Below are 19,009 nucleotides of genomic sequence, written 5' to 3'. Positions count from 1 at the left end.
CGGGCGTCGGCCAAGGGCACTAATTCCGTGTTCCTGCGCGGCGGAAGCAGTTCCGCTGCGGGTCAGGTGGAGAGTTGGTGCAGGGCCAGGCGGCCTCGGGCGAAGGCGTCGACCCGGCCCCAGCGGCCCGGGATGTCGAGCACCTCGATCCGCCCCATGCCGATCGGCAGGCGCGGCTCGACCGACAGGTGCCCCGCGTGCGGCTCGATGCCCAGCATGGTGCGCAGCAGCAGCATCGGGGTGCCGGTCGACCAGGCCTGCGGGCTGCACGCCGTCGGATACTCGACGGGGAACTTGGTCAGCTCCCGGTGGTACCCGCCGAACGCCTCGGGCAGCCGCCCGTCGAAGTAGCTGGCGGCGGCGAGGATGCCGTCGGCGATGGTCGCGGCCTCCTCCGCGAAGCCGTACCGGCGCAGCCCCCAGGCGATGAACGAGTTGTCGAACGGCCAGATCGTGCCGTTGTGGTAGCCGATCGGGTTGTACCGGGCCTCCCCCTCTGCCAGCGTCCGCACGCCCCAGCCGGAGAACAGTCGCGGCCCGACCAGGTGCTCGGCGAGCTTCTCGGCCCGGTCCTGGTCGACGATGCCGCTCCACAGCAGGTGGCCGATGTTCGAGCTGAGCACGTCCGCCGGCCGGCCGTCCGGGTCCAGGGCGAGGGCGAAGTACTCCCCGTCCTCCACCCACCAGTCGCGGTTGAAGCGCTCCTTGAGCTGCGCAGCCTCCCGCTCCAACTGCTCGGCGAACGCCGGGTCGTCCCAGAACTCGCGTGCCATCCGGGCGGCCCGGACCTTCGCGTCGTACGCGTACCCCTGCACCTCGCAGGTGGCCCGGGGGAACGGCGGCAGCGTGCCGTCACGGTACGAGATGGAGTCCCAGGAGTCCTTCCAGCACTGGTTCTCCAGGCCGGTGTCGGTGTTGCGCCGCTCGTACCAGATGTAGCCGTTGCCGACCAGGTCGGCGTAGGTGTCGATCCACCTCAGCGCCGCCCGGGACTCCTGCTCCAACTCCTTGACCAGCGCGACGTCCCCGGTCCACCGCTCGTACTCGTCGAGCAGCACCAGGAACAGCGGCGTCGCGTCCACCGAGCCGTAGTACGGCGAGTGTGGCTGCTCCTCGAACGCGGCCGTCTCGCCGTAGCGCATCTCGTGCAGGATCCGCCCCGGGTCCTCGTCCCGGAAGTCGTCGAACCGGGTGCCCTGCAACGACCCGAGCAGGCGCAGCGTGGTCCGGGACAGCTCCGGGGTGAACGGCATGACCTGTAGGCAGGTCAGGATGCTGTCCCGGCCGAACATGGTCATGAACCAGGGCAGTCCGGCCGCGGGCAGCATCTGCCCGCTGAGCGACAGCGGCGAGAAGCGCAGCGCCGCCAGGTCGACCAGGCTCCGCCGGTACGTACGGGCCAGGTGCTCGCACTCGGCGTTCACCTTCGGCGCGGCGGCGACCCACTCCTCCAGGTCGCGCTGGAGGGCCGGCCGCTCGTGGCTGGGCATCCGCAGCCCCATCCGCAGGTCCCGGCCGCCCGGCCCGAGCGCGAACGTCTCCACGTCGATGTCCGTGCTCCACTGCGCGTTCGGTTCCAGGTGGACGCTGTACGCGAAGCCGTTGCGGTCGTACCGGGCGGTCTGCGACGAGGAGATCACCGTCTCCCGCCGGAAGTTGCCCCGTCGGTAGCCCAGCCGCAGGCGGTCCGCCTCGGCCTCCGCGTAGGTCTCGCCCTTCTTGTTCAGGATCTCGTCCTTGACCTGGAACAGGTCGGCGAAGTCGGCACCGGCGTCCATCCTGATCTCCAGGTCGACGGCCTTCTCGTCGTGGTTGAGGATGGTCACCTGCTCGTGGAAGCTGCCGCCGACGGTCCGCTCGCGGATGATCGACAACTTGGCGTCGACGTAGTGCGTCGGCATCCCCGGCACCAGGAAGAACCGCGCCTCGTAGTACTGGAGGTCGTCGTAGGAGAGGGCGTTGAGCCGCTCGCCGTTGATTGTCAGCACCCAGCGGGACAGGAACCGGGTGTCGATGGAGAACAGCCCGGTCGGCTCGGAGGGCGTCGCCTCGATGTCGCCGGTGTCCTCCGACACCACGAAGGTGTTGCCGTCGAGGATCCGGACCGTGTGGGCCTGCGCCATCAGTACACCTCCCGGTGGAAGATCCGGCGCGGCGCCCGGCTGCCCGGAGGGCCGGGGAAGAGCCGCTCCACCTGCACCACCAGCCGGGCGGAGCCGGTCACCGTCATGTCACCGCGCAGCAACGCCGCCAGGCCGTGCTCCCGGCCGGCGGCGAGATCCTCGAACAGTTCCGGGCTGGCCCCGACGACCGTGTCGGCCTCCCGGTCCTCCTGGCTCACCCGGACCCGCCCCCGGTCGATCGCCAGCATCCAGTGCCTGGTCTGCGGCCCCTCGTGCAGGTCGAAACGCAGGGTTCCGGAGACCTTGGTCAGCAGGGGCTCGTAACCCCGCCGGTCCAGGTTCTCGAAGAACCTGGTTGTCGCGTCCAGCATCGGGCCCTCTCCTCCCGTCGATCCGCGTTCGACGTCGCAGGAGGGTCCCCGTCCGGTGCGGGGCCAACCTCGCCCGGTTCGGGTGAGGCGGGTGGGCGCGGGCGTACGACGCGACGCCGACCCCGGGTGGGGCCGGCGTCGCCGCGGCGGACGGTCAGTTGTTGGGGTCGTCGGCGCTGATGTCCGCCAGCACCGACTGCGGCTCGCGCTCGACCGCGAGGTCGCCCATCGAGATCAGGCCGACCAGCCGCCCGTCGTCGATCACCGGCAGCCGGCGCACGGCGTAGGTGCGCATCAGGTCGGCTGCGGCCACCGCGTCGTCGTACTGGCTCACCGTGATCAGATCCCGGCTGGTGATCTGGTTGAGCCGGGTCGAGTTCGGGTCCAACTGCTCGGCGACGCCCCGGACCGTGATGTCCCGGTCCGTGATGATGCCGGCCACGTCGGCGCCGTTGGTCACCACCACGTCGCCGATGGCGCTGTCGCGCATCTCCCGCGCCGCGGCGGTGAGCGTCTCGTTGCCGTCCATCGTCACCAACCGGGTCGTCATGAACTCTCCGACCGTTGTCATGGTGCTCCCCTCTCGGTGTCGGCACCTGCGGTCTACCCGCCCGCCCCGAGGGGTAACGCGGTCCGGGCCGCCCGTGACCGGGGCCGGCCGTCAGGGCCGGGCACCCGGCCGGTGCCGCCGGGCCCACCGGCGCAGGTCGTAGAAGCCGTTGCTGGACAGGCCGTAGAAGATCGGCAGCAGCAGGAAGACCACGAGCGCCACGGGCACCGACACCAGCGAGCCGACCAGCCCGGCGACGGCGTACGCCACGATGCCGAGCACGGCGCGCAGGCGCTCGACGGCGAAGAACCGGGGCGAGACGCGCGGCCCGAGCAGGTCCCGGTGCCGGCTCAGGTGGTGGTACAGGGCGAGCCAGGCCGCCGAGAGCACCACCCCCACCAGCCCGTACAGCGCCACCGCGACCCGCTCGTCGGACCGGTCGCCGTGCTGGACCGCGCTGGAGAGCACCGCCGTGGCGAACGGCAGCAGGGCGACGCTGAAGAGCACCCCGAGGTTGACCCAGTGCAGGCCGCGGTCGGTGCAGCGGACCCGGTGGAAGGTCCCCTTGTGGTTCAGCCAGTTCACGGCGACGTACAGGTAGGACGTGACGTACGCCAGGTAGACGGGCCACTCGTCGAGCAGGCTGCGCAGCAGCCCACCCGGCGGCACCTCGGGGGTACGCAGGTCGAGCACCAGGATCGTGATGATGATCGCGAACACGGCGTCGCTGAACCCGATCGCCCGGCCGGTGTCCGAGCGCAGGTCACCGACCTCGTCGTCCGCGGTCCCCGGCCGGTCCCGGTCGCTGTCCATCGGCTCCCCCGTCCCCGTGCCGGCCGGGTGGCCGGAACGTGTGGCAGGAGCCGCGGATACCCGCTGTCGGGGGGCTCAGCCGCGCGGTGGCATGCCGTAGACCCGCTCGACGTGCAGGCGCAGCACCAGCCGCCCCTCGGCGACCATCGCGGCGCGGAAGTCGTCCCAGTCGGGGTGCTCGCCCTGCACGGCCCGGTAGAGCCCGACCAGCTCCTCCACCGTCGCGTCGTCCGGCCGACGCGCCACCGGGGTCAGCTCGGCCCGCGCCTCGGCCACCGCGTACGCCCAGCCGTCGTCGCTGCTGACGTGGAAGCTGGCCCGGGGATCCCGGCGCAGGTTGGCGGTCTTGGCCCGCCCTTCGGTGACCGAGATCCGGATCAGCCCGGCCACCCGGTCGAAGGAGTAGACCACGTTCGACAACTGCGGGCGTCCGTCCCGCTTGATGGTCGCCAGCACGCCCATCCACCGGCCCGCGATGAGCTCGGTGAGGGCGCTCCGGGTCTTCTCGTCCGCCACGGCAGCCTCCAGGTCGGGTCGTCGTACCTGGGTCCATCCAACCCGACGCGCGGCCCGCCGGCCGGCCGACGCGACGGCCCGGCCGGCGGGAGCGGGGTCAGCGGCCCTCGGCGGCGACCAGCTCGGCGAGCTGCACCGCGTTCAGCGCGGCGCCCTTGCGCAGGTTGTCGTTGGAGCAGAACAGGGCGAGGCCGTGCTCCGCCGTCTCGTCGGCGCGGATCCGACCCACGTACGTCGGGTCCTGGCCGGCGGCCAGCAGCGGGGTCGGCACGTCGGACAGGGCCACCCCGGGCGCGCCGTCGAGCAGCTCGCGGGCCCGCTGCGGGGTGATCGGCCGGGCGAACCGGGCGTTGATCTGGAGCGAGTGGCCGGTGAAGACCGGAACCCGGACGCAGGTGCCGGAGACCCTCAGCCCGGGGATCTCCAGGATCTTGCGGCTCTCGTCGCGCAGCTTCTGCTCCTCGTCGGTCTCCTCGGAGCCGTCGTCGACGATCGAGCCGGCGAGCGGGAGCACGTTGAACGCGATGGGCCGGGCGAATACCCGGGGCGCCGGGAACTCCACGGCGGTGCCGTCGAAGGCCAGCCCAGCGGCCTGCTCGGCCACCTTGCGGACCTGCTCGTCCAGCTCGGCCACGCCGGCCAGGCCGGCGCCGGAGACCGCCTGGTACGTCGAGACGACCAGGCCGACCAGCTCCGCCTCGGCGTGCAGCGGGCGCAGCACCGGCATCGCGGCCATCGTGGTGCAGTTCGGGTTGGCGATGATGCCCTTCGGGCGGTTCGCGGCGGCGTGCGGGTTGACCTCGGCGACCACCAGCGGCACGTCCGGGTCCGTCCGGAACGCCGACGAGTTGTCGATCACGACCGCGCCGGACTCGGCGACCCGGGGGGCCAACTCCTTCGCCGTGCCCTTTCCGGCGGAGAAGAGCACGATGTCCAGCCCGGAGTAGTCGGCGGTCGCCGCGTCCTCGACGGTCAGCGCGCCGTCCCGCCACGGCAGGGCGCGTCCCGCCGAGCGGGCGGAGGCGAACAGCCGCACCTGCTCCGCCGGGAACTCGCGCTCCACCAGCACCTGCCGCATCACGCCACCGACCTGGCCGGTGGCCCCCACAATGCCGATCCTCATGCCCGCGAGGCTACCCAGGTCGAGGCCCCGGCCGGGAACGCTTTCCCATCGCCCGGACCCGTACCGGCAGTGACCCGAGCCACCCCGACCAGCGCCGGAACCGCAACGACGACCCCGGCGCGGCGCCTCGCCCGGAAGATCGCAGGCGACCCGGCCGCCGGGCCGCAACATCCGCGCCCGGCAGCCGCACGCCCAGCGCCGCCGGCCCGGCAGCCGCCACGGCCCGCGCGACGGAGATCACATCTCCCTTCGCCGCGCGGGCCGGTCGGCGGGCCGCCGTCGGGCGGGTCAGCGGGGGGCGTCGACGATCTCGCCGAGGTTGGTGGCGACGAGGTCGTCGCGGATCAGCGCGGCGTCGCCCTCCACCACCAGGGTGAGCGACTCCGGGTGCAGGTGGTCCGCGGCGGCGGCCGAGACCTCGTCGACGTCGGCGGCGAGCAGCGACTCACGCAGCCGGGCGTGGTAGTCGTCCGGCAGGTCGTGCACGACCAGGGTGGTCAGCGCCGACGCGATCGCCCGGGGGCTCTGCAGCTCGACCGAGAGCTGCCCGGCCCGCCAGGACCTGGCCACCGCAAGCTCGTCCTCGGTGACCCCGCCGACCTGGGTACGGCTGATCTCGCCGACCGCCTCCACCAGCGCAGGCGCGGTCACCGCCGTCTGCACGCCCGAGCCGACCGCGAACCGGCCGAACCTGCGGGACGAGGCGAACTCGCCCCGGATGCCGTAGGTGTAACCGCGCACTTCGCGGATCAGGTGGTTGAGCCGGGAGGTGAACGCCCCGCCGAGCACCGTGCCGGCCAGCAGCGACGGCACGTGGTCGGGGTGCGCCCGGTGCGGCGACGGGTGGCCCAGCCGCAGCGTGGACTGCACCGACCCGGGCCGGTCGACCAGGATGATCCGCCGCCCGGCCCGCAGCGACACGTCGATCGGACCGCCCTGGGAGACCGGGCCGCCGCCGGTGCCGGCGAACGCCGCCGCGCCGAGCGCGTCCAGGTCGAGGCGATCCAGGTCGCCGGCGACGATCAGGGTGCCGGGACGGAGGAACCACTCGGAGTGGAAGACGGTGACGTCCTCGGGGTCCAGGCCGGCCACCGAGTCCGGGTCGCCGTACATCGGGCGGCCCCACCGGTTCTCCGCGCCGAACAGGTCGGCCCGCAACGCCGCCTCGGCCCGGGGGCCCGGGTTCGCCCAGTCCATCCGCAGGGCGGTGGCCTCGTCGTCGCGGACCCGCCGCACGTCGTCCGGGTCCAGCCGGGGCGTCCGGACGGCCTCGGCGAGCAGTTCCACTGCGGCGGGCAGCCGGTCCACCGGCACCTGGACGCTGACCTGGAACGAATCCCAGTCCAGCCCGGTCACCAGCTCGGTGCCGAGCCCCTCCACGGCCAGCGCGTACGTGGTGGCGTCCCGCTGCGCGGTGCCCTCCTCCAGGGCCTTGGCCAGCACCGCCCCGAGCCCTTCCCGGCCGGCCGGCTCCCGCCCGGCACCGGCGTCGAGCAGCAGCAGCGCCACGGCCAGGTTCTGCCCGGGCAGGTGCGCGGCGACGACCTGGCCGCCGGCCACTGAGCGGCGCACCACCTGCGGGAACCGGTACGGCCGGGCCAGCCCCGGCCCGGGACGGTCGGCGATCAGGCTCATCGGGGTTTCCTTCCGTTCACGACTGCGGGGCCGGCGGACAGCGGATCGCGGCGGCCCACCGGACGGTGCCGCTCGGTCGTCGCCCTCACGCGCTCTCCTCGGGCAGGTAGGTCAGGGTCGACCGGTCCTCGGGGCGCAGCATCTCGGCGGCGAGCTCGGCGATCTGCTCGGCGGTCACCGCGAGCCAGGCGGGCAGCCGCTCGGCGGCGACGGCCGGATCGCCGAACTGGGTGGCGTACCGGCCGAGAGCGTCGGCGCGTCCGTCGACCGTGGACATCTGCCGCCACCATCCGGTGCTCAGCAGCGCCTTGGCCCGGTCCAGTTCCGCGGCGGTGACCGGCACGGTGGCCAACTCGTCGACCACCTCGGCCACCCCGGCGGCCAGCCGCTCGCCGCTCACCCCGGGACGGGCGGTGGCGGTGGCGATCAGCGGGGCGGGGGCGTGCGCGAGGTCCACCCCGTAGGAGCCGACCAGGTCGGGCTGGGCGATCCGCTCGCCGTCGGCGAGGCGCTGGTAGAGCCGGCTGCCCCGGCCGCTGCCCAGCACGGTGGCGAGGACGGTGAGCACGTCGTACCCGGGGGTGCCGAAGGCGTGGGTGCGGTGCGCGACGTAGACGCGGGGCGCGGGCACCGCTGCCGTGACGGTCTCCGTCACCGGCCCGCCGCCGCCCGGCACGTGCCGGCCGTCCGGCGCGGCCGGGATCGACTCCCGGGCCGGGAGGGCGCCGAAGTACTTGTCGGCCAGCGCGAACACCTCGGCCGCGGTGGCGTCGCCGACCACGGTCAGCACCGCGTTGTTCGGCGCGTAGTAGGTGCGGTGGAAGTCCTGGAAGGTGGCCAGGTCCGCGGCGTTCAGGTCGGCCATCGACCCGATCGTCGCATGGTGGTACGGGTGCCCTGGCGGGTAGAGCAGCGGCAGCAGCCGCAGCCACGCGTCGCCGTACGGCACGTTCTCGTAGCGCTGGCGGCGCTCGTTCTTGACCACGTCCCGCTGGTTGTCCAGCGTCTCCTGGGTCAGCGCCGGCACCAGGCCGCCCATCCGGTCGGCCTCCAGCCAGAGCGCCAGCTCCAGATGCTCGGCCGGGACGGTCTCGAAGTAGTTCGTCCGGTCCGGGTTGGTGGTGGCGTTCAGGGAGCCGCCGGCGCCCTGGACGAGCTTCATGTGCTCGGTTTTCGCCACGTTGACCGAGCCCTCGAACATCAGGTGCTCGAAGAGGTGGGCGAACCCGGTCTGCCCGTCCGGCTCGTGCCGGGAGCCCACGTCGTACCAGAGGTTCACGGCGACCGCGGGGGCGGCGCGGTCCTCGCTCACCACCACGCGCAGACCGTTGTCCAGTCGGGTCGTTTCGATCGGCCAGGGGTAACCGCTGTCGGGCATGGCCCGACGCTATCCGATCGGGGGGACCGAAAGGTGACGCGCGCGTGGTCGGCGCGGCGGCGGGCCCACCGCCGCCCGTCGGGAGGGCCGGGCGTGGTGACGATCCGCGGCACGCCCGGACCGCCGACCAGCGGTTTCGCCGGGAGCGCGGCGCGCCGGCCGCGCGCCCGGCGCGCGCCCGCTCAGTCCGGGGGCTCGATCGGGGGCACCGTCTCCTCCGAGGTGCGCTGCTCCGGCACCGTGTCGGGGGCGGCGTTCTGGTCCTCCTCCCGCAGGTCCGACTCGGTGAGGATGGCGGCGGCCTGGGCGCGCGGGTCGTCGCTGCCGGCGGCGGCCTCCTCGGGCAGCAGGTGGGCGCGGGACTCGATCCGATCCTGGTCGCTGTGAGCATTCGTCATGCCGGCCTCTGTACCCCGTGCGCGGCTCGGCGGAACGGGCCGTACACCTCGTAGGTGATCCCGCCGCGTCGGGTACCCTGGTCACCGTGACGTGGTGCTATCGATGGTTTAGGCAGCCGGCTGGAGGAGCCGGTGACTTCACCATGATCTGACGTCACTCCTCTTCGAGCCGGCTGGGCAGGGACATTGGTTCCTGCCCTTTTGCGTACGAGCAGCCGGCTCGACCCTGGGCGCCGGCCCCGGGGCACGGTCGGCGGAAGGAACCCCACCGTGACCACCCCGGACAACCATCGCGTCATCGACCAACGGATCGATCGCATCGTGCCGTTGACCACCCCGGCCCTGCTGCACCACCACCTGCCCCTGGACGCGCCGCTCACCGAGGCCGTACTCGACGGCCGGCGCGCGGTCAGCCGGGTGCTCGACCGCGCCGACGACCGACTGCTGGTGGTGGTCGGCCCGTGCTCGGTGCACGACCCGGCCGCCGCGCTGGACTACGCGGCCAGGCTGCGGACCGTCGCAGACCGGCTCGCCGACGACCTGCTGATCGTGATGCGGGTGTACTTCGAGAAGCCGCGCTCGACGGTCGGCTGGAAGGGCCTGATCAACGACCCCGGGCTGGACGGCTCGGGCGACGTGAACACCGGCCTGCGTACCGCCCGCGCGCTGCTGCTGGACGTGCTGCGGTTGGGCCTGCCGGTGGGCTGCGAGTTCCTCGACCCGATCACCCCGCAGTACATCGCCGACACGGTGGCCTGGGGTGCGATCGGCGCCCGCACCGTGGAGAGCCAGGTGCACCGGCAGCTCGCCTCCGGCCTGTCCATGCCGATCGGCATGAAGAACCGCCCCGACGGCAGCGTCGGCACCGCCGTGGACGCCATCCGGGCGGCCGGCGTCCCGCACGTCTTCCCCGGGATCGACGTCTCCGGCACCCCGGCGATCATGCACACCCGGGGCAACGTCGACGGCCACCTGGTGCTGCGCGGCGGCAACGACGGCCCGAACTACGACGCCGCCTCGGTGGCCGGGGCGCTGGACCTGCTCCGGGCGGCCGGCCTGCCGGAGCGGGTGGTGGTCGACGCGAGTCACGCCAACAGCGGCAAGGACCACCGCCGCCAGCCGCTGGTCGCCGCCGACGTCGCGGACCAGCTCGCCGCCGGCCAGCGCGGCATCGTCGGCATCATGCTGGAGAGCTTCCTGCTCCCCGGCCGGCAGGACCTCGACCCCACCCGCGAGCTGGAGTACGGCCGTTCCGTCACCGACGGCTGCCTCGGCTGGGACACCACGCAGGAGGTCCTCGACACCCTGGCCGCCGCCGTCCACGCCCGCCGCACCACGACGGCCCCCCTCACCCCTCCGGCCTGACCCCCACCCCGTTGATCGAGAGCTTTGCGTCAGGGTCGTTGGCGACTTCTGACGCAAAGCTCTTGATCAACGCACGCCGGGGTGGGTCGGGGGCCGGGGGCGGGGTGGGGTGACGTTTGACCGATTCCGGCTCGGGTAGCCGACCGTCGTGACCGACGACGCACCCGTGAGGGACGCCGCTGTGGACGACGCCGAGCTGGCCGCCGACACCGATCTGCCCGCCGACACCGACCCGACCGGAGACGACGAGCTGACCGAGGAACCGGACACCCGGCCGCTCGACGACCTGCTCGACGAGATCTACCACGGCCAGGAGCGGATCAGCCAGGCGGACATCTACCGCCGGGCGGTAGCCGCCGAGCTTCCCGCGGTGCTGCTCACCCGGATCGCCGCGCTGCCCCAGGGCGAGTACGCGGTGGACGAGGCTGCCGACCTGCTGGGCGGGTCGGTCGCCTGACGCCTCGGGCACGGCCGGCACGAGCAGGCCCACGGCGGCCGGCACGAGCAGGCCCACGGCGGCCGGCACGAGCAGGCCCACGGCGGCCGGCACGAGCAGGCCCACGGCGCCGACGGCCGACCGCGGCACCGACCCCGCCCCGACCACGGAGAGGACAGCGAGATGACCGATCGCGAGGAGCAGCGGGAGGAGCACCTCCCGGCGCTCGGCCAGCCGCCGGAGGGCCTGGACACCACGGCCGAGCAGGACTTCGCCGACGAACACGACCTCACCGCCGTCGACCCCGACATCATCACCGGCGACGAGGACGACGAGGAACGCGAGACGGAGTCGCCGCACGGCTGGTCCGGTATGCAGCGCTGACGCCGGACCGAACGGCATGCAGCGCTGAGGGCAACGCCGGACCGAACGGCATGCAGCGCTGAGGGCAACGCCGGACCGAACGGCATGCAGCGCTAACGCCGGGCGGGTACGGGAAGGCGGCCTGCGGCCCCTCCCCGTACCCGTGTCAGTCCTTGTCGCGACCGCCGTCGGCGGCCTGCTGGGCGACGGCGTAGCCCATCTGGAGGAAGTCGGAGGCCGCCACCGCGGTCAGGGCGGTAGCCACCAGCCGGGTCAGCCGGGGGGCCAGCACCAGTCCGCCGGTGAGCCCGGTGGCCACCCAGACCGCCAGGCAGAACGGGCAGCTCAGCAGCTCGCCGATGGCGTGCCGGGTGGGGCTGCCCGAGTCCCGGACCTGCTCCATCACCTCGCCGGAGCCGCTCGGGCGGTCGTACCGGGTGAACGGGGCGCGCAGCGGGCTGGTGACCGCGTCCTTGGACAGCAGCCGGCTGAGCTTGTGGGTGGCGATGGAGAGCAGCACCACGTCCGACGGGCTGGGCCGCTCCGGCACCGGCCGGCCGGTCGCCCTGACCAGTCCGGCGAGCGTCGCGGTCACCCCGGCGTAGGTGCCCATCGCCACCAGGTAGCCGCCGAGCGGCCGGTGCTCGTGCGGCGCGTACGCCTGGCGCAGCCGCGCCACCTTCTGCTTCAGGCTGCTGTCGCTCAACCGCGTCTCCTTGTTCTCTGCGTGTGCTGGCGCGCGGCGCGCCGGCAGCGGGTCCGGCTACCGGCTCAACCGGCGGTCAGGTTGTCGGCCACCTCGCGGGCGAGGTTGGCCAGGGTTTCCTCGGCTAGTCCCGGATCCGCCTGGCCGGATGCCCCGGCCAGGTCGAGCTGGACCCGGGCGCCCCCGGCGTCCGCGGGCTCCACCCGGATCTCGGCCGACCAGCCGGGGGCGGAGGCGCTGGCCCACCGGGCCCGCATCTGCCCGGGGCTGACGTCGGGGCGGCTGCGGCCGTCGGACCGCAGCGGCTGGGGCAGCCACGCGGCGGCCCGGTCCGGGTCGGTCGCCGTGTTGAAGACCACCTCTGGTGGCGCGGACATCCCGCGCTCCGCGTGCTCCGCCATCACACGTCCCGCAGCCGGGCCGGGTCGACCTCGCGTCCCGGGTGCCGGGCCAGGTACTCGGTCTCCAGCTCCGCCGTGCGACGCAGGTGGTTCGCGAGCGCCGAGTCCGCAGCGTGCCGCAGCGTGTCGAGCCGGGTGCGGTGCAGGCTGTGTATCTCGCGGATCAGGTCCTCGTCGGCGAGCTCGGTGGGGTCGATCCCCAGCTCGCCGTCTACGACCGCGTCGTCGGTGGACATGTCGTGGACGTGGTCGCCGTCCCACTCGGGCATCCGCTGCTCCGGGCTGGCTTCCGTCGGGCCGCCGGTCTGCCGCACTGATTCGGTCATCGTCGCCCCTCGTCTCGTCTGGCTGGCGTCTAGACGGATGCCCACACCGGCCACCGCCAAACCCCGAACTACGACGCCACGTCGGAGAGCACCCCGACTCCCGGTACCCTCGACCCCATGAAACGGCTCTGGACACCGGCGTGGATCGCCCGCCACGTGGCCATGGTCGTGCTGGTCGTCAGCTTCCTCGGGCTGGGGTGGTGGCAGATCACCCGGGCCGCCGACGGCAACTCCATCAGCTGGGGTTACGCCATCGAGTGGCCGGTCTTCGCCGCGTTCGTCGTCTTCGTCTGGTGGCGTGAGCTGCGGCACACCCTGCGCTCCGCCGTGGACGGGCCGTCGGCGGGCGGCGAGGAGGCGGGCGGCGACATCATGGCCGGCGCGGCCCTGTCGTCCGGCGCCCCGACAGGGGTACGCCGACCCGTGCGGGTCGCCCGGGTGTCTGCGGTGCCGGCCGGCGGCCCCGAGGACGCCGACCTGGCCGCGTACAACCGCTACCTGGCGTGGTTGAACGCCAATCCGGGCTCCCGGCCCGGTGACTATCCCGGCTGACGCCGGTTCGCGACTACCCGGCCGAAGGCCGGTTCGGAAGGACGGACGAAGGTGGGCGGAGCCCTTACCCGGTACCGCGTGATCGCCTGGATCGTGGGCGTGGCGTTGGCCGTGCTGGTCCTGATCGGCATGCCGCTGAAGTACGGGTTCGACGAGCCGACGGTGGTCGCCATCGTCGGGACGGCGCACGGCTGGCTGTACATGCTCTACCTGGCGGCGACGTTCGACCTGTCCCGCCGGGCGGACTGGCCGCTGAAGCGGATGCTGCTGGTGATGCTCGCCGGCACGGTGCCCTTCGTGTCCTTCTACGCCGAGCGGCGGGTGAGCCGCTGGCTGGCTACCGAGCGCGCCCGCACCCCGGAGCCGGTCGCTGGCTGAGGCTGACCCGGGCGGATCAGCGGTCCGGGCGCCAGAACTCCTCCCCGGTGGGCGCGCCGCCCCAGCCGCCGTACCGCACGCCCTCGCGGGCCCGGTGTACGGCGCGGCTGACCTGCCCGAACTGCCGCTGGTCGTCGCTGCTGAACAGCAGCACCCGGACGCCCCCGTGCCAGCCCCACAGCTCGTACGGCGGCGGGCGCCAGCGGGCGCCGACCGCCGCGAGCAGCACGGGCAGCAGGGCCACCGCCCCGAGAGTCAGGTAAGCCCCGGCGGTCAGCCGTTGCAGGCCGCCGGTGAAGCCGAGCAGCAGCCCCACGCCGGCGACCATGACGGCGGTCACCGCCACCGCCCGGACGGCGAGCCGGTCGTGTGGACCCCGGGCGGTGTGCAGGTGGGTCAGGTCGGCGATCGCGAAGCTGCTGTGGCCGACGGTGAACCGGTCCGTCGTGACGACGATCCCGGGCTGGGCGTAGAGCAGGGCAGGGGGCGCGGGGGTCACCCTCGGTGACCGGTGCGGGCGGGTAGCGGAGCCATCTCGGATCACGGCTGTCTCCCACGGCTGAGGGGCCGGGAGCGGCCCCCGCGGCGCCGGTCGACGGCTGGCGGGATTCCCGGCTCCGCTCCATTGTCTGGCCATCGGGCCAGCCCAGGTCCCGATTTTCCGGGCCCGGGGGCTGGCCTGCCGTCCCCTCCGCGCCGGCAAGAGGCCACCAATTCCGGCTTTTCCGGCTATTAATCGTCGCGTCCGGCGGCATCCGCCCAGAACGACGAAAGCCGTGGAACGCCCGTTCGGCACATCCTGCCCCGCCGGTCGCGCCGGAGCGCCTCTCTGACAACTACCGAACGTGACTGTATCTCGCGACACACCTGGCCGTTTCGCCACTTTCGCCCCTGCTTCACCTGCGGGTAACTTCCGTCCCGGGTTAGGTTGGGCGAGTCGGACCGGCCGACGGCCGTCCACCCGGACAGCCCCGGGCCGACATCGCCGCGGCGTCCCGCGACGCCCGGCGACTGGCGGGAGAGGAGCCCTCCGCTCTTGTCGTACCTCAGGAATTCGCTGCGCGCACTGGCGGCGGCCGGCCTCGCGGCCGTGCTGATCGCCCCGGCGTCGGCGGCTCAGGCCGAGCCGTCGCCCGCCGAACTGACCCAGCGAATCGAGAAGTCCTCGACCGAGTTGGAACGGGTCGTCGAGTCCTACAACGAGCTCACCGAGGACATCAAGGCGAACAAGGCCGCCGCGGCGAAGCTGACGGCCCGGATCGGGCCGCTGGAGGCGCAGACCGCGCAGAGCCGGGCGGACGTCGGCGAGATCGCCGTCACCGCGTACAAGACGGGCCGGATGGACACCGCCAACGCGCTGCTGAGCGCGGGCGGCCCGAGCAACCTGCTGGACCGGCTGGACACCCTCGACCAGCTCACCCGGCAGCGCCAGCAGCGGATCTCCGGCTTCACCGAGAGCCAGCGCCGGCTGCTCGACCAGAAGGCCCGGCTCGACGCGACGCTGGCGAAGCAGGCCGCGCAGGCCAAGCAGCTCGCCGCCGGCAAGAAGAAGATCGAGAAGGACCTGGCCGAGCTCTACGAGATGCGCCGTCAGGCGTACGGGCGGGCCACCGAGCCGCCGGCGCCGAGGACGAAGTCGAAGTCGAAGTCGGGCGGGAGTTCCGCCGAGCAGGCGCCCGCCGTCTCCGGCCGGGCGGGCACCGCGGTCCGGTACGCGTACGGCGCCCTCGGCAAGCCCTACGTCTGGGCCGCCGACGGCCCGAACGGGTACGACTGCTCCGGCCTCACCTCCGCCGCCTGGCGGGCGGCCGGCAAGTCGCTGCCACACAACACGAAGATGCAGTGGGGCGTGGTCAGCCACATCAGCCGCAGCGAGTTGCGCCCGGGCGACCTGGTCTTCTACAACAGCCTCGGGCACGTGTCCATCTACGTCGGCGGGGGCCAGGTGATCCACGCGCCGACCTTCGGCCGCAACGTGGAGAAGCGGAACGTCGACCTGATGAAGCCCTACGGGTACGGCCGGGTCCACTGACGGCTCCGACCCGAACGGCGAACGGCCGGCGTCCCCCTGTCGGACGCCGGCCGTTCGCCGTTATTGCTACCAGGTCAGGCTGCCTGCAGCCCCTCCGCCCGGGCGAGCTCGCGCAGCCGGCCCAGGGCCTGGATCTCCAACTGCCGGATCCGCTCCCGGGAGAGGGAGAACCGCGAGGCGACCTCGGTAAGCGAGTGCTCCCGCCCGTCCTCCAGGCCGTAGCGGGCCCGCATGATGCCGGCCGACCGGTCGTCGAGGTGGTTGAGCAGACCCTCGATGCGCTGCCGCTCCAGCCCGGTCAGGACGATGTCCTCCGGCGACGGGGCGTCGCTGTCGGCGACCAGGTCGCCGAGTTTGGTGTCGCCGTCGTCGCCGATCGGGGTGTCCAGCGACACCGTGTCCTGCGACCAGCGGACCAGCTCGTTGACCCGCGCGACGGTGACGCCGAGGGACGCCGCGATCTGCTCCGGCTCCGGGTCGCCGCCCAGCTCGCGGGTGAGCTGCCGGACCACGTTCCGCATCCGGTTGACGTCCTCGACCAGGTGCACCGGCAGCCGCACGGTGCGCTCCTGCTGGGCGATGGCCCGGCTGATCGCCTGGCGGATCCACCAGGTCGCGTAGGTGGAGAACTTGAAGCCCCGCTCGTAGTCGAACTTCTCGACCGCCCGGACCAGGCCGGTGTTGCCCTCCTGGATCAGGTCGAGCATGGGCATGCCCGAGCGCACGTAACGCCGGGCGATGGAGACGACCAGCCGCAGGTTGGCGCGGATGAAGAGGTCCTTCGCCCGCTCCCCCTCGGCGACCACGCGCTCCAGGTCGTCCCGGTCGACCCCGGCGGGAACTCGATTCCCGTCGAGCAGGTGCTCGGCGTAGAGGCCGGCCTCGATCGCCTTGGAGAGGTCGACCTCCGTGGCGGCGTCCAGCAGTGGCGTTCGGGAGATCTCGTGAAGGTAGACTCCGACCAGGTCGCGCTCCTCGGCCACCTCGTCGGTTCGCATGCCGATGTTCTTGTCCACGTTGTCCACGGTCCCCTCGCTCGCGCCGGTTGCCCGGTTCCTTGCCATCCCCACGTCCATCAGCCCTCCCCCGTAACTTCCGCTGTGCCCACCGGTGCTGACCTGACACCTGCACAACAGTTGAGACGGGTCCGGGATTCCGTGTCGTGAGTCGAAAGTGTCACGAATGCCTGAGTAGTAGCTGAGAGCCCGATCCATGTTTGCTGTCAGCACCCCGTCGGGCGGCTCGCTGTTGACGCCACGGCCGGCTCGGCGGATCGGCGTACGCTGGCACCCCTGGGCATGGCACCATTGCCGACCCCGGGCGCACAGCGATCCGCATCACCACCGCGCTGCGATCCTGGTCACCGCCTGACACGCGCCGACGGACCGCTCGGTTCATTCATGGACACGGAATACCCTCGCCCCGGTTGAACAATCCGGGGCAGGCGCGAAGTCCCACTCCGGGCGGGGTCGTGACCAACGTCACCGGGCGTGGCCCGACGCAGCACTCCGGTGACGGAACCTCGGATCAGCCCCGGTGACGGGACCGCAGCTCAGGAGGCGAGCAGGGCGAGGGCGCCGCGTACCTGGTGAGCGGAGCGGGCCAGGGCGGCCCGGGCGGCGGACACCTCGACACCGGAGACCAACGAGACCAGGGCGGTCTTCAGGTCACCGTCGGCCGCGTGCAGGGCCTGCCCGCAGACCTCCTCGGCGCAGCCGGTGGCCTCCATCAGGATCGAGATCATCCGGCCCCGCAGCTTGGCGTTGGTGGCCACCATGTCGATCATCAAATTCGAGTAGACCCGACCCAGCCGCACCATCACGGCGGTGGAGAAGGTGTTGAGCACCAACTTCTGCGCGGTGCCCGCCTTCATCCGGGTCGACCCGGTCACCACCTCGGGGCCGGTGTCCACGCCGATGAAGACGTCGACCGCCGAGGCGGCCTTCGCCTCCGGGTTGGCGCAGAGCAGCACGGTCGAGGCCCCCTGCGCCCTGGACGCGGCGAGCGCCCCGAGAACGTACGGGGTGCGCCCGCTGGCGGCCAGGCCGACGACCAGGTCGCCGGTGCCGACGCAGTCCGCCGCCGCGGCCGCTCCGCCACCGTGGTCGTCCTCGGCGTCCTCGACGGCCCGCCACATCGCGTCGGAGCCGCCGGCGATGTGGGAGCAGAACCAGTGCCGGGGCGAATTGAAGGTGGGAGCCAACTCGGCGGCGTCGAGCACCCCGAGCCGGCCGGAGGTGCCGGCGCCGAAGTAGTGCACCCGGTGCCCGCCGCGCAGCGCGGCGACCCCGAGGTCGACGGTGGCGGCGATCTCGTCGAGGACCGCCGCGACGGCGGCCGGCACCCGGCGGTCCGCTTCATTGATCACGGTGAGCACGTCCCGGGTGGACATCAGGTCGAGGTCGACGCTGAGCGGGTTGCGTCGCTCGGTCGGCGCGCCCACCCGGACCACCGGGCGGGCCGGGACCGCGGCCACCTCGTCCGGCTGTACCCGGCCGGGGGTCATCCCCGCCTCCGGCTGGAGCCGATCCGGTGGGTCTGCACCGCCTCGGCGGTGACCTCCAGCGCCTTACGGGCCCGCGTCCGGTTGCGGGCGGCCACGCCGACGAAGAGGCAGTCGACCACGGTGAGCTGGGCCAGCCGGCTGGCCATCGCGCCGGAGCGGTAGGTGGTCTCCCGGGCCGCCGTGGTGAGCACGAAGTCGGCGACGTCCGTGATCGGCGAGCGGGGGAAGTTGGTCAGCGCGGCTGTGGCCGCACCTCGGGACCGGGCCTGCTCCAGCACCTCGATCACGTCGGCGGTGGTGCCGGTGTGCGAGATGCCCAACGCGATGTCGCCCTTGCCGAGCAGGGCCGCCGAGGTGAGCGCTGTGTGCACGTCGGGGAAGTAGAACGCTGTTCGGCCGATGCGGTGCAGCTTCTGCTGGAAGTCGGAGGCGACGAAGCCGCTGGCGCCCGCGCCGTACACCTCGATCCGGCTGGCGCCCACGATCGCCTCGACGACCTGCTCGCAGACGGCCGGGTCGAGCTGCTCGGCCGTCTCCTCGACTGCCCGCGCGTCGTTGAACGCGATGGTGGCGATGATCTGGGCCAGGTCGGCACCGGGCGGGATGTCGCCGCCGACCACCCGGGCGTCCGGGGGCTCGATCCGGCGGGCCGCCTCGGCGGCGAGCCGGATGCGCAGCTGCGGGTAGCCGTTCATGCCGACCGAGCGGCAGAACCGGATCACGGTCGCCTCGGATGTCTCGGCGGTGGTGGCGAGGTCGGTGATGGTGCGCCGGGCGGCGTCCGCCGGGTCGGCGACCACCAGCCGCGCCACCCGCTGCTCGGCGGGCGACAGCGAGGGGAGCAAACCGCTGATGTGGACGATCAGTCCACCCGGCTCGTGACTCGCAGAAATCTTCGGACTCTTCGCCACGCATGAAACTTACTTTCATGAAGCGTGAGCGTCAACCATCTCCCCGCGTATCGGGAAAAAGTACTCTGGACGTTCATCAGTATTGCGCCGAACACTGCCATTTCCGCAGCTTCCGGCGCTTCCCCC

General features: G+C 72.8%; 22 protein-coding genes. 6 read left to right on the top strand and 16 right to left on the bottom strand.

The annotated features are described in order from the left end of the window. Positions 1-62: 62 nt before the first annotated feature. From ACFYZF_RS04570 to ACFYZF_RS04530, 9 genes are all read right to left on the bottom strand, one after another. The gene (locus ACFYZF_RS04570; RefSeq protein WP_387015935.1) at positions 63-2,123 is read right to left on the bottom strand and encodes a glycogen debranching N-terminal domain-containing protein; all 2,061 of its coding nucleotides are present in this window, start codon (positions 2,121-2,123) and stop codon (positions 63-65) included. Continuing rightward, positions 2,123-2,494 carry an SCP2 sterol-binding domain-containing protein gene (locus tag ACFYZF_RS04565; RefSeq protein ID WP_387015933.1) on the bottom strand — a complete coding sequence of 124 codons (372 nt, stop codon included), beginning with the start codon at positions 2,492-2,494 and terminating at the stop codon, positions 2,123-2,125. Before ACFYZF_RS04565 ends, ACFYZF_RS04570 begins: the two co-directional genes overlap by 1 nt. Before the next feature lie 154 nt (positions 2,495-2,648). Then, the gene (locus ACFYZF_RS04560) at positions 2,649-3,065 is read right to left on the bottom strand and encodes a CBS domain-containing protein (protein ID WP_387015931.1); all 417 of its coding nucleotides are present in this window, start codon (positions 3,063-3,065) and stop codon (positions 2,649-2,651) included. A gap of 90 nt (positions 3,066-3,155) precedes the next feature. Beyond that, on the bottom strand, positions 3,156-3,857 hold the full coding sequence (locus tag ACFYZF_RS04555) for a TMEM175 family protein (RefSeq protein ID WP_387015929.1): 702 nt from the start codon (positions 3,855-3,857) through the stop codon (positions 3,156-3,158). A 75-nt stretch (positions 3,858-3,932) separates the two neighbouring features. After that, entirely contained in the window at positions 3,933-4,373 is a 441-nt protein-coding gene (locus ACFYZF_RS04550; protein WP_387015927.1) for a PPOX class F420-dependent oxidoreductase, read from the bottom strand. A 97-nt stretch (positions 4,374-4,470) separates the two neighbouring features. Further along, positions 4,471-5,496 (bottom strand): aspartate-semialdehyde dehydrogenase, encoded by a 1,026-nt coding sequence (locus tag ACFYZF_RS04545; RefSeq protein WP_387015925.1) that lies wholly within the window; start codon positions 5,494-5,496, stop codon positions 4,471-4,473. Between the two features lie 288 nt (positions 5,497-5,784). Then, complete coding sequence (locus ACFYZF_RS04540) at positions 5,785-7,131, bottom strand: M16 family metallopeptidase (protein WP_387015923.1); 1,347 nt, start codon at positions 7,129-7,131, stop codon at positions 5,785-5,787. 85 nt (positions 7,132-7,216) lie between these two features. After that, positions 7,217-8,509: a M16 family metallopeptidase gene (locus tag ACFYZF_RS04535; protein WP_387015921.1), complete on the bottom strand. Its 1,293-nt coding sequence runs from the start codon at positions 8,507-8,509 to the stop codon at positions 7,217-7,219. 182 nt (positions 8,510-8,691) lie between these two features. Next, entirely contained in the window at positions 8,692-8,907 is a 216-nt protein-coding gene (locus tag ACFYZF_RS04530; protein WP_387015920.1) for a hypothetical protein, read from the bottom strand. A gap of 270 nt (positions 8,908-9,177) precedes the next feature. Between ACFYZF_RS04530 and ACFYZF_RS04525 the strand changes: the two genes are divergently transcribed. From ACFYZF_RS04525 to ACFYZF_RS04515, 3 genes are all read left to right on the top strand, one after another. Beyond that, positions 9,178-10,272, top strand: coding sequence for a 3-deoxy-7-phosphoheptulonate synthase (locus ACFYZF_RS04525; RefSeq protein ID WP_387015918.1), 1,095 nt, complete (start codon positions 9,178-9,180; stop codon positions 10,270-10,272). Positions 10,273-10,486: 214 nt separating this feature from the next. Then, complete coding sequence (locus tag ACFYZF_RS04520) at positions 10,487-10,729, top strand: hypothetical protein (protein ID WP_387016074.1); 243 nt, start codon at positions 10,487-10,489, stop codon at positions 10,727-10,729. Between the two features lie 162 nt (positions 10,730-10,891). Further along, entirely contained in the window at positions 10,892-11,092 is a 201-nt protein-coding gene (locus ACFYZF_RS04515) for a hypothetical protein (RefSeq protein WP_387015916.1), read from the top strand. Positions 11,093-11,237: 145 nt separating this feature from the next. Here ACFYZF_RS04515 and ACFYZF_RS04510 read toward each other — a convergent pair whose 3' ends face one another. From ACFYZF_RS04510 to ACFYZF_RS04500, 3 genes are all read right to left on the bottom strand, one after another. Next, positions 11,238-11,777, bottom strand: coding sequence for a DUF1360 domain-containing protein (locus ACFYZF_RS04510; protein ID WP_387015914.1), 540 nt, complete (start codon positions 11,775-11,777; stop codon positions 11,238-11,240). 65 nt (positions 11,778-11,842) lie between these two features. Beyond that, entirely contained in the window at positions 11,843-12,178 is a 336-nt protein-coding gene (locus ACFYZF_RS04505) for a hypothetical protein (RefSeq protein WP_387015913.1), read from the bottom strand. Beyond that, positions 12,178-12,504 (bottom strand): DUF6158 family protein, encoded by a 327-nt coding sequence (locus ACFYZF_RS04500; protein ID WP_387015911.1) that lies wholly within the window; start codon positions 12,502-12,504, stop codon positions 12,178-12,180. The genes ACFYZF_RS04505 and ACFYZF_RS04500 overlap by 1 nt, the downstream gene beginning before the upstream one ends. 117 nt (positions 12,505-12,621) lie before the next feature. On the opposite strand from ACFYZF_RS04500, the gene ACFYZF_RS04495 reads away from it, so the two are divergent. Next, positions 12,622-13,056, top strand: a complete 435-nt coding sequence (locus tag ACFYZF_RS04495; protein ID WP_387015909.1) for a hypothetical protein — start codon at positions 12,622-12,624, stop codon at positions 13,054-13,056. 51 nt (positions 13,057-13,107) lie between these two features. Further along, entirely contained in the window at positions 13,108-13,434 is a 327-nt protein-coding gene (locus ACFYZF_RS04490; protein ID WP_387015908.1) for a DUF3817 domain-containing protein, read from the top strand. A gap of 16 nt (positions 13,435-13,450) precedes the next feature. Here ACFYZF_RS04490 and ACFYZF_RS04485 read toward each other — a convergent pair whose 3' ends face one another. Then, positions 13,451-13,933 (bottom strand): DUF6232 family protein, encoded by a 483-nt coding sequence (locus tag ACFYZF_RS04485; protein WP_387015906.1) that lies wholly within the window; start codon positions 13,931-13,933, stop codon positions 13,451-13,453. Positions 13,934-14,470: 537 nt separating this feature from the next. On the opposite strand from ACFYZF_RS04485, the gene ACFYZF_RS04480 reads away from it, so the two are divergent. Continuing rightward, a complete protein-coding gene (locus ACFYZF_RS04480) occupies positions 14,471-15,466 on the top strand; it encodes an NlpC/P60 family protein (protein WP_387015904.1) in 996 nt (331 codons plus the stop codon). A 74-nt stretch (positions 15,467-15,540) separates the two neighbouring features. On the opposite strand, the gene ACFYZF_RS04475 is transcribed toward ACFYZF_RS04480, so the two are convergent. The 3 genes from ACFYZF_RS04475 to ACFYZF_RS04465 form a co-directional block, all read right to left on the bottom strand. After that, complete coding sequence (locus tag ACFYZF_RS04475; protein WP_387016073.1) at positions 15,541-16,530, bottom strand: RNA polymerase sigma factor RpoD/SigA; 990 nt, start codon at positions 16,528-16,530, stop codon at positions 15,541-15,543. A gap of 488 nt (positions 16,531-17,018) precedes the next feature. Continuing rightward, positions 17,019-17,972 carry an N-acetylmuramic acid 6-phosphate etherase gene (locus tag ACFYZF_RS04470; RefSeq protein ID WP_387015902.1) on the bottom strand — a complete coding sequence of 318 codons (954 nt, stop codon included), beginning with the start codon at positions 17,970-17,972 and terminating at the stop codon, positions 17,019-17,021. Beyond that, the gene (locus ACFYZF_RS04465) at positions 17,969-18,883 is read right to left on the bottom strand and encodes a MurR/RpiR family transcriptional regulator (RefSeq protein WP_387015900.1); all 915 of its coding nucleotides are present in this window, start codon (positions 18,881-18,883) and stop codon (positions 17,969-17,971) included. Before ACFYZF_RS04465 ends, ACFYZF_RS04470 begins: the two co-directional genes overlap by 4 nt. Positions 18,884-19,009: the final 126 nt, after the last annotated feature.

Source organism: Micromonospora sp. NPDC001898, assembly GCF_042891255.1.
GTDB lineage: Bacteria > Actinomycetota > Actinomycetes > Mycobacteriales > Micromonosporaceae > Micromonospora.
This window is presented reverse-complemented; position numbering and strand designations above follow the sequence as displayed.

Bases quoted from the DNA above. Each gene is read 5' to 3' on its own strand.
- ACFYZF_RS04570 (WP_387015935.1), bottom strand. From the start codon at position 2,123: ATGGCGCAGGCCCACACGGTCCGGATCCTCGACGGCAACACCTTCGTG.
- ACFYZF_RS04565 (WP_387015933.1), bottom strand. From the start codon at position 2,494: ATGCTGGACGCGACAACCAGGTTCTTCGAGAACCTGGACCGGCGGGGT.
- ACFYZF_RS04560 (WP_387015931.1), bottom strand. From the start codon at position 3,065: ATGACAACGGTCGGAGAGTTCATGACGACCCGGTTGGTGACGATGGAC.
- ACFYZF_RS04555 (WP_387015929.1), bottom strand. From the start codon at position 3,857: ATGGACAGCGACCGGGACCGGCCGGGGACCGCGGACGACGAGGTCGGT.
- ACFYZF_RS04545 (WP_387015925.1), bottom strand. From the start codon at position 5,496: ATGAGGATCGGCATTGTGGGGGCCACCGGCCAGGTCGGTGGCGTGATG.
- ACFYZF_RS04540 (WP_387015923.1), bottom strand. From the start codon at position 7,131: ATGAGCCTGATCGCCGACCGTCCCGGGCCGGGGCTGGCCCGGCCGTAC.
- ACFYZF_RS04535 (WP_387015921.1), bottom strand. From the start codon at position 8,509: ATGCCCGACAGCGGTTACCCCTGGCCGATCGAAACGACCCGACTGGAC.
- ACFYZF_RS04530 (WP_387015920.1), bottom strand. From the start codon at position 8,907: ATGACGAATGCTCACAGCGACCAGGATCGGATCGAGTCCCGCGCCCAC.
- ACFYZF_RS04515 (WP_387015916.1), top strand. From the start codon at position 10,892: ATGACCGATCGCGAGGAGCAGCGGGAGGAGCACCTCCCGGCGCTCGGC.
- ACFYZF_RS04505 (WP_387015913.1), bottom strand. From the start codon at position 12,178: ATGGCGGAGCACGCGGAGCGCGGGATGTCCGCGCCACCAGAGGTGGTC.
- ACFYZF_RS04500 (WP_387015911.1), bottom strand. From the start codon at position 12,504: ATGACCGAATCAGTGCGGCAGACCGGCGGCCCGACGGAAGCCAGCCCG.
- ACFYZF_RS04495 (WP_387015909.1), top strand. From the start codon at position 12,622: ATGAAACGGCTCTGGACACCGGCGTGGATCGCCCGCCACGTGGCCATG.
- ACFYZF_RS04475 (WP_387016073.1), bottom strand. From the start codon at position 16,530: ATGGCAAGGAACCGGGCAACCGGCGCGAGCGAGGGGACCGTGGACAAC.
- ACFYZF_RS04470 (WP_387015902.1), bottom strand. From the start codon at position 17,972: ATGACCCCCGGCCGGGTACAGCCGGACGAGGTGGCCGCGGTCCCGGCC.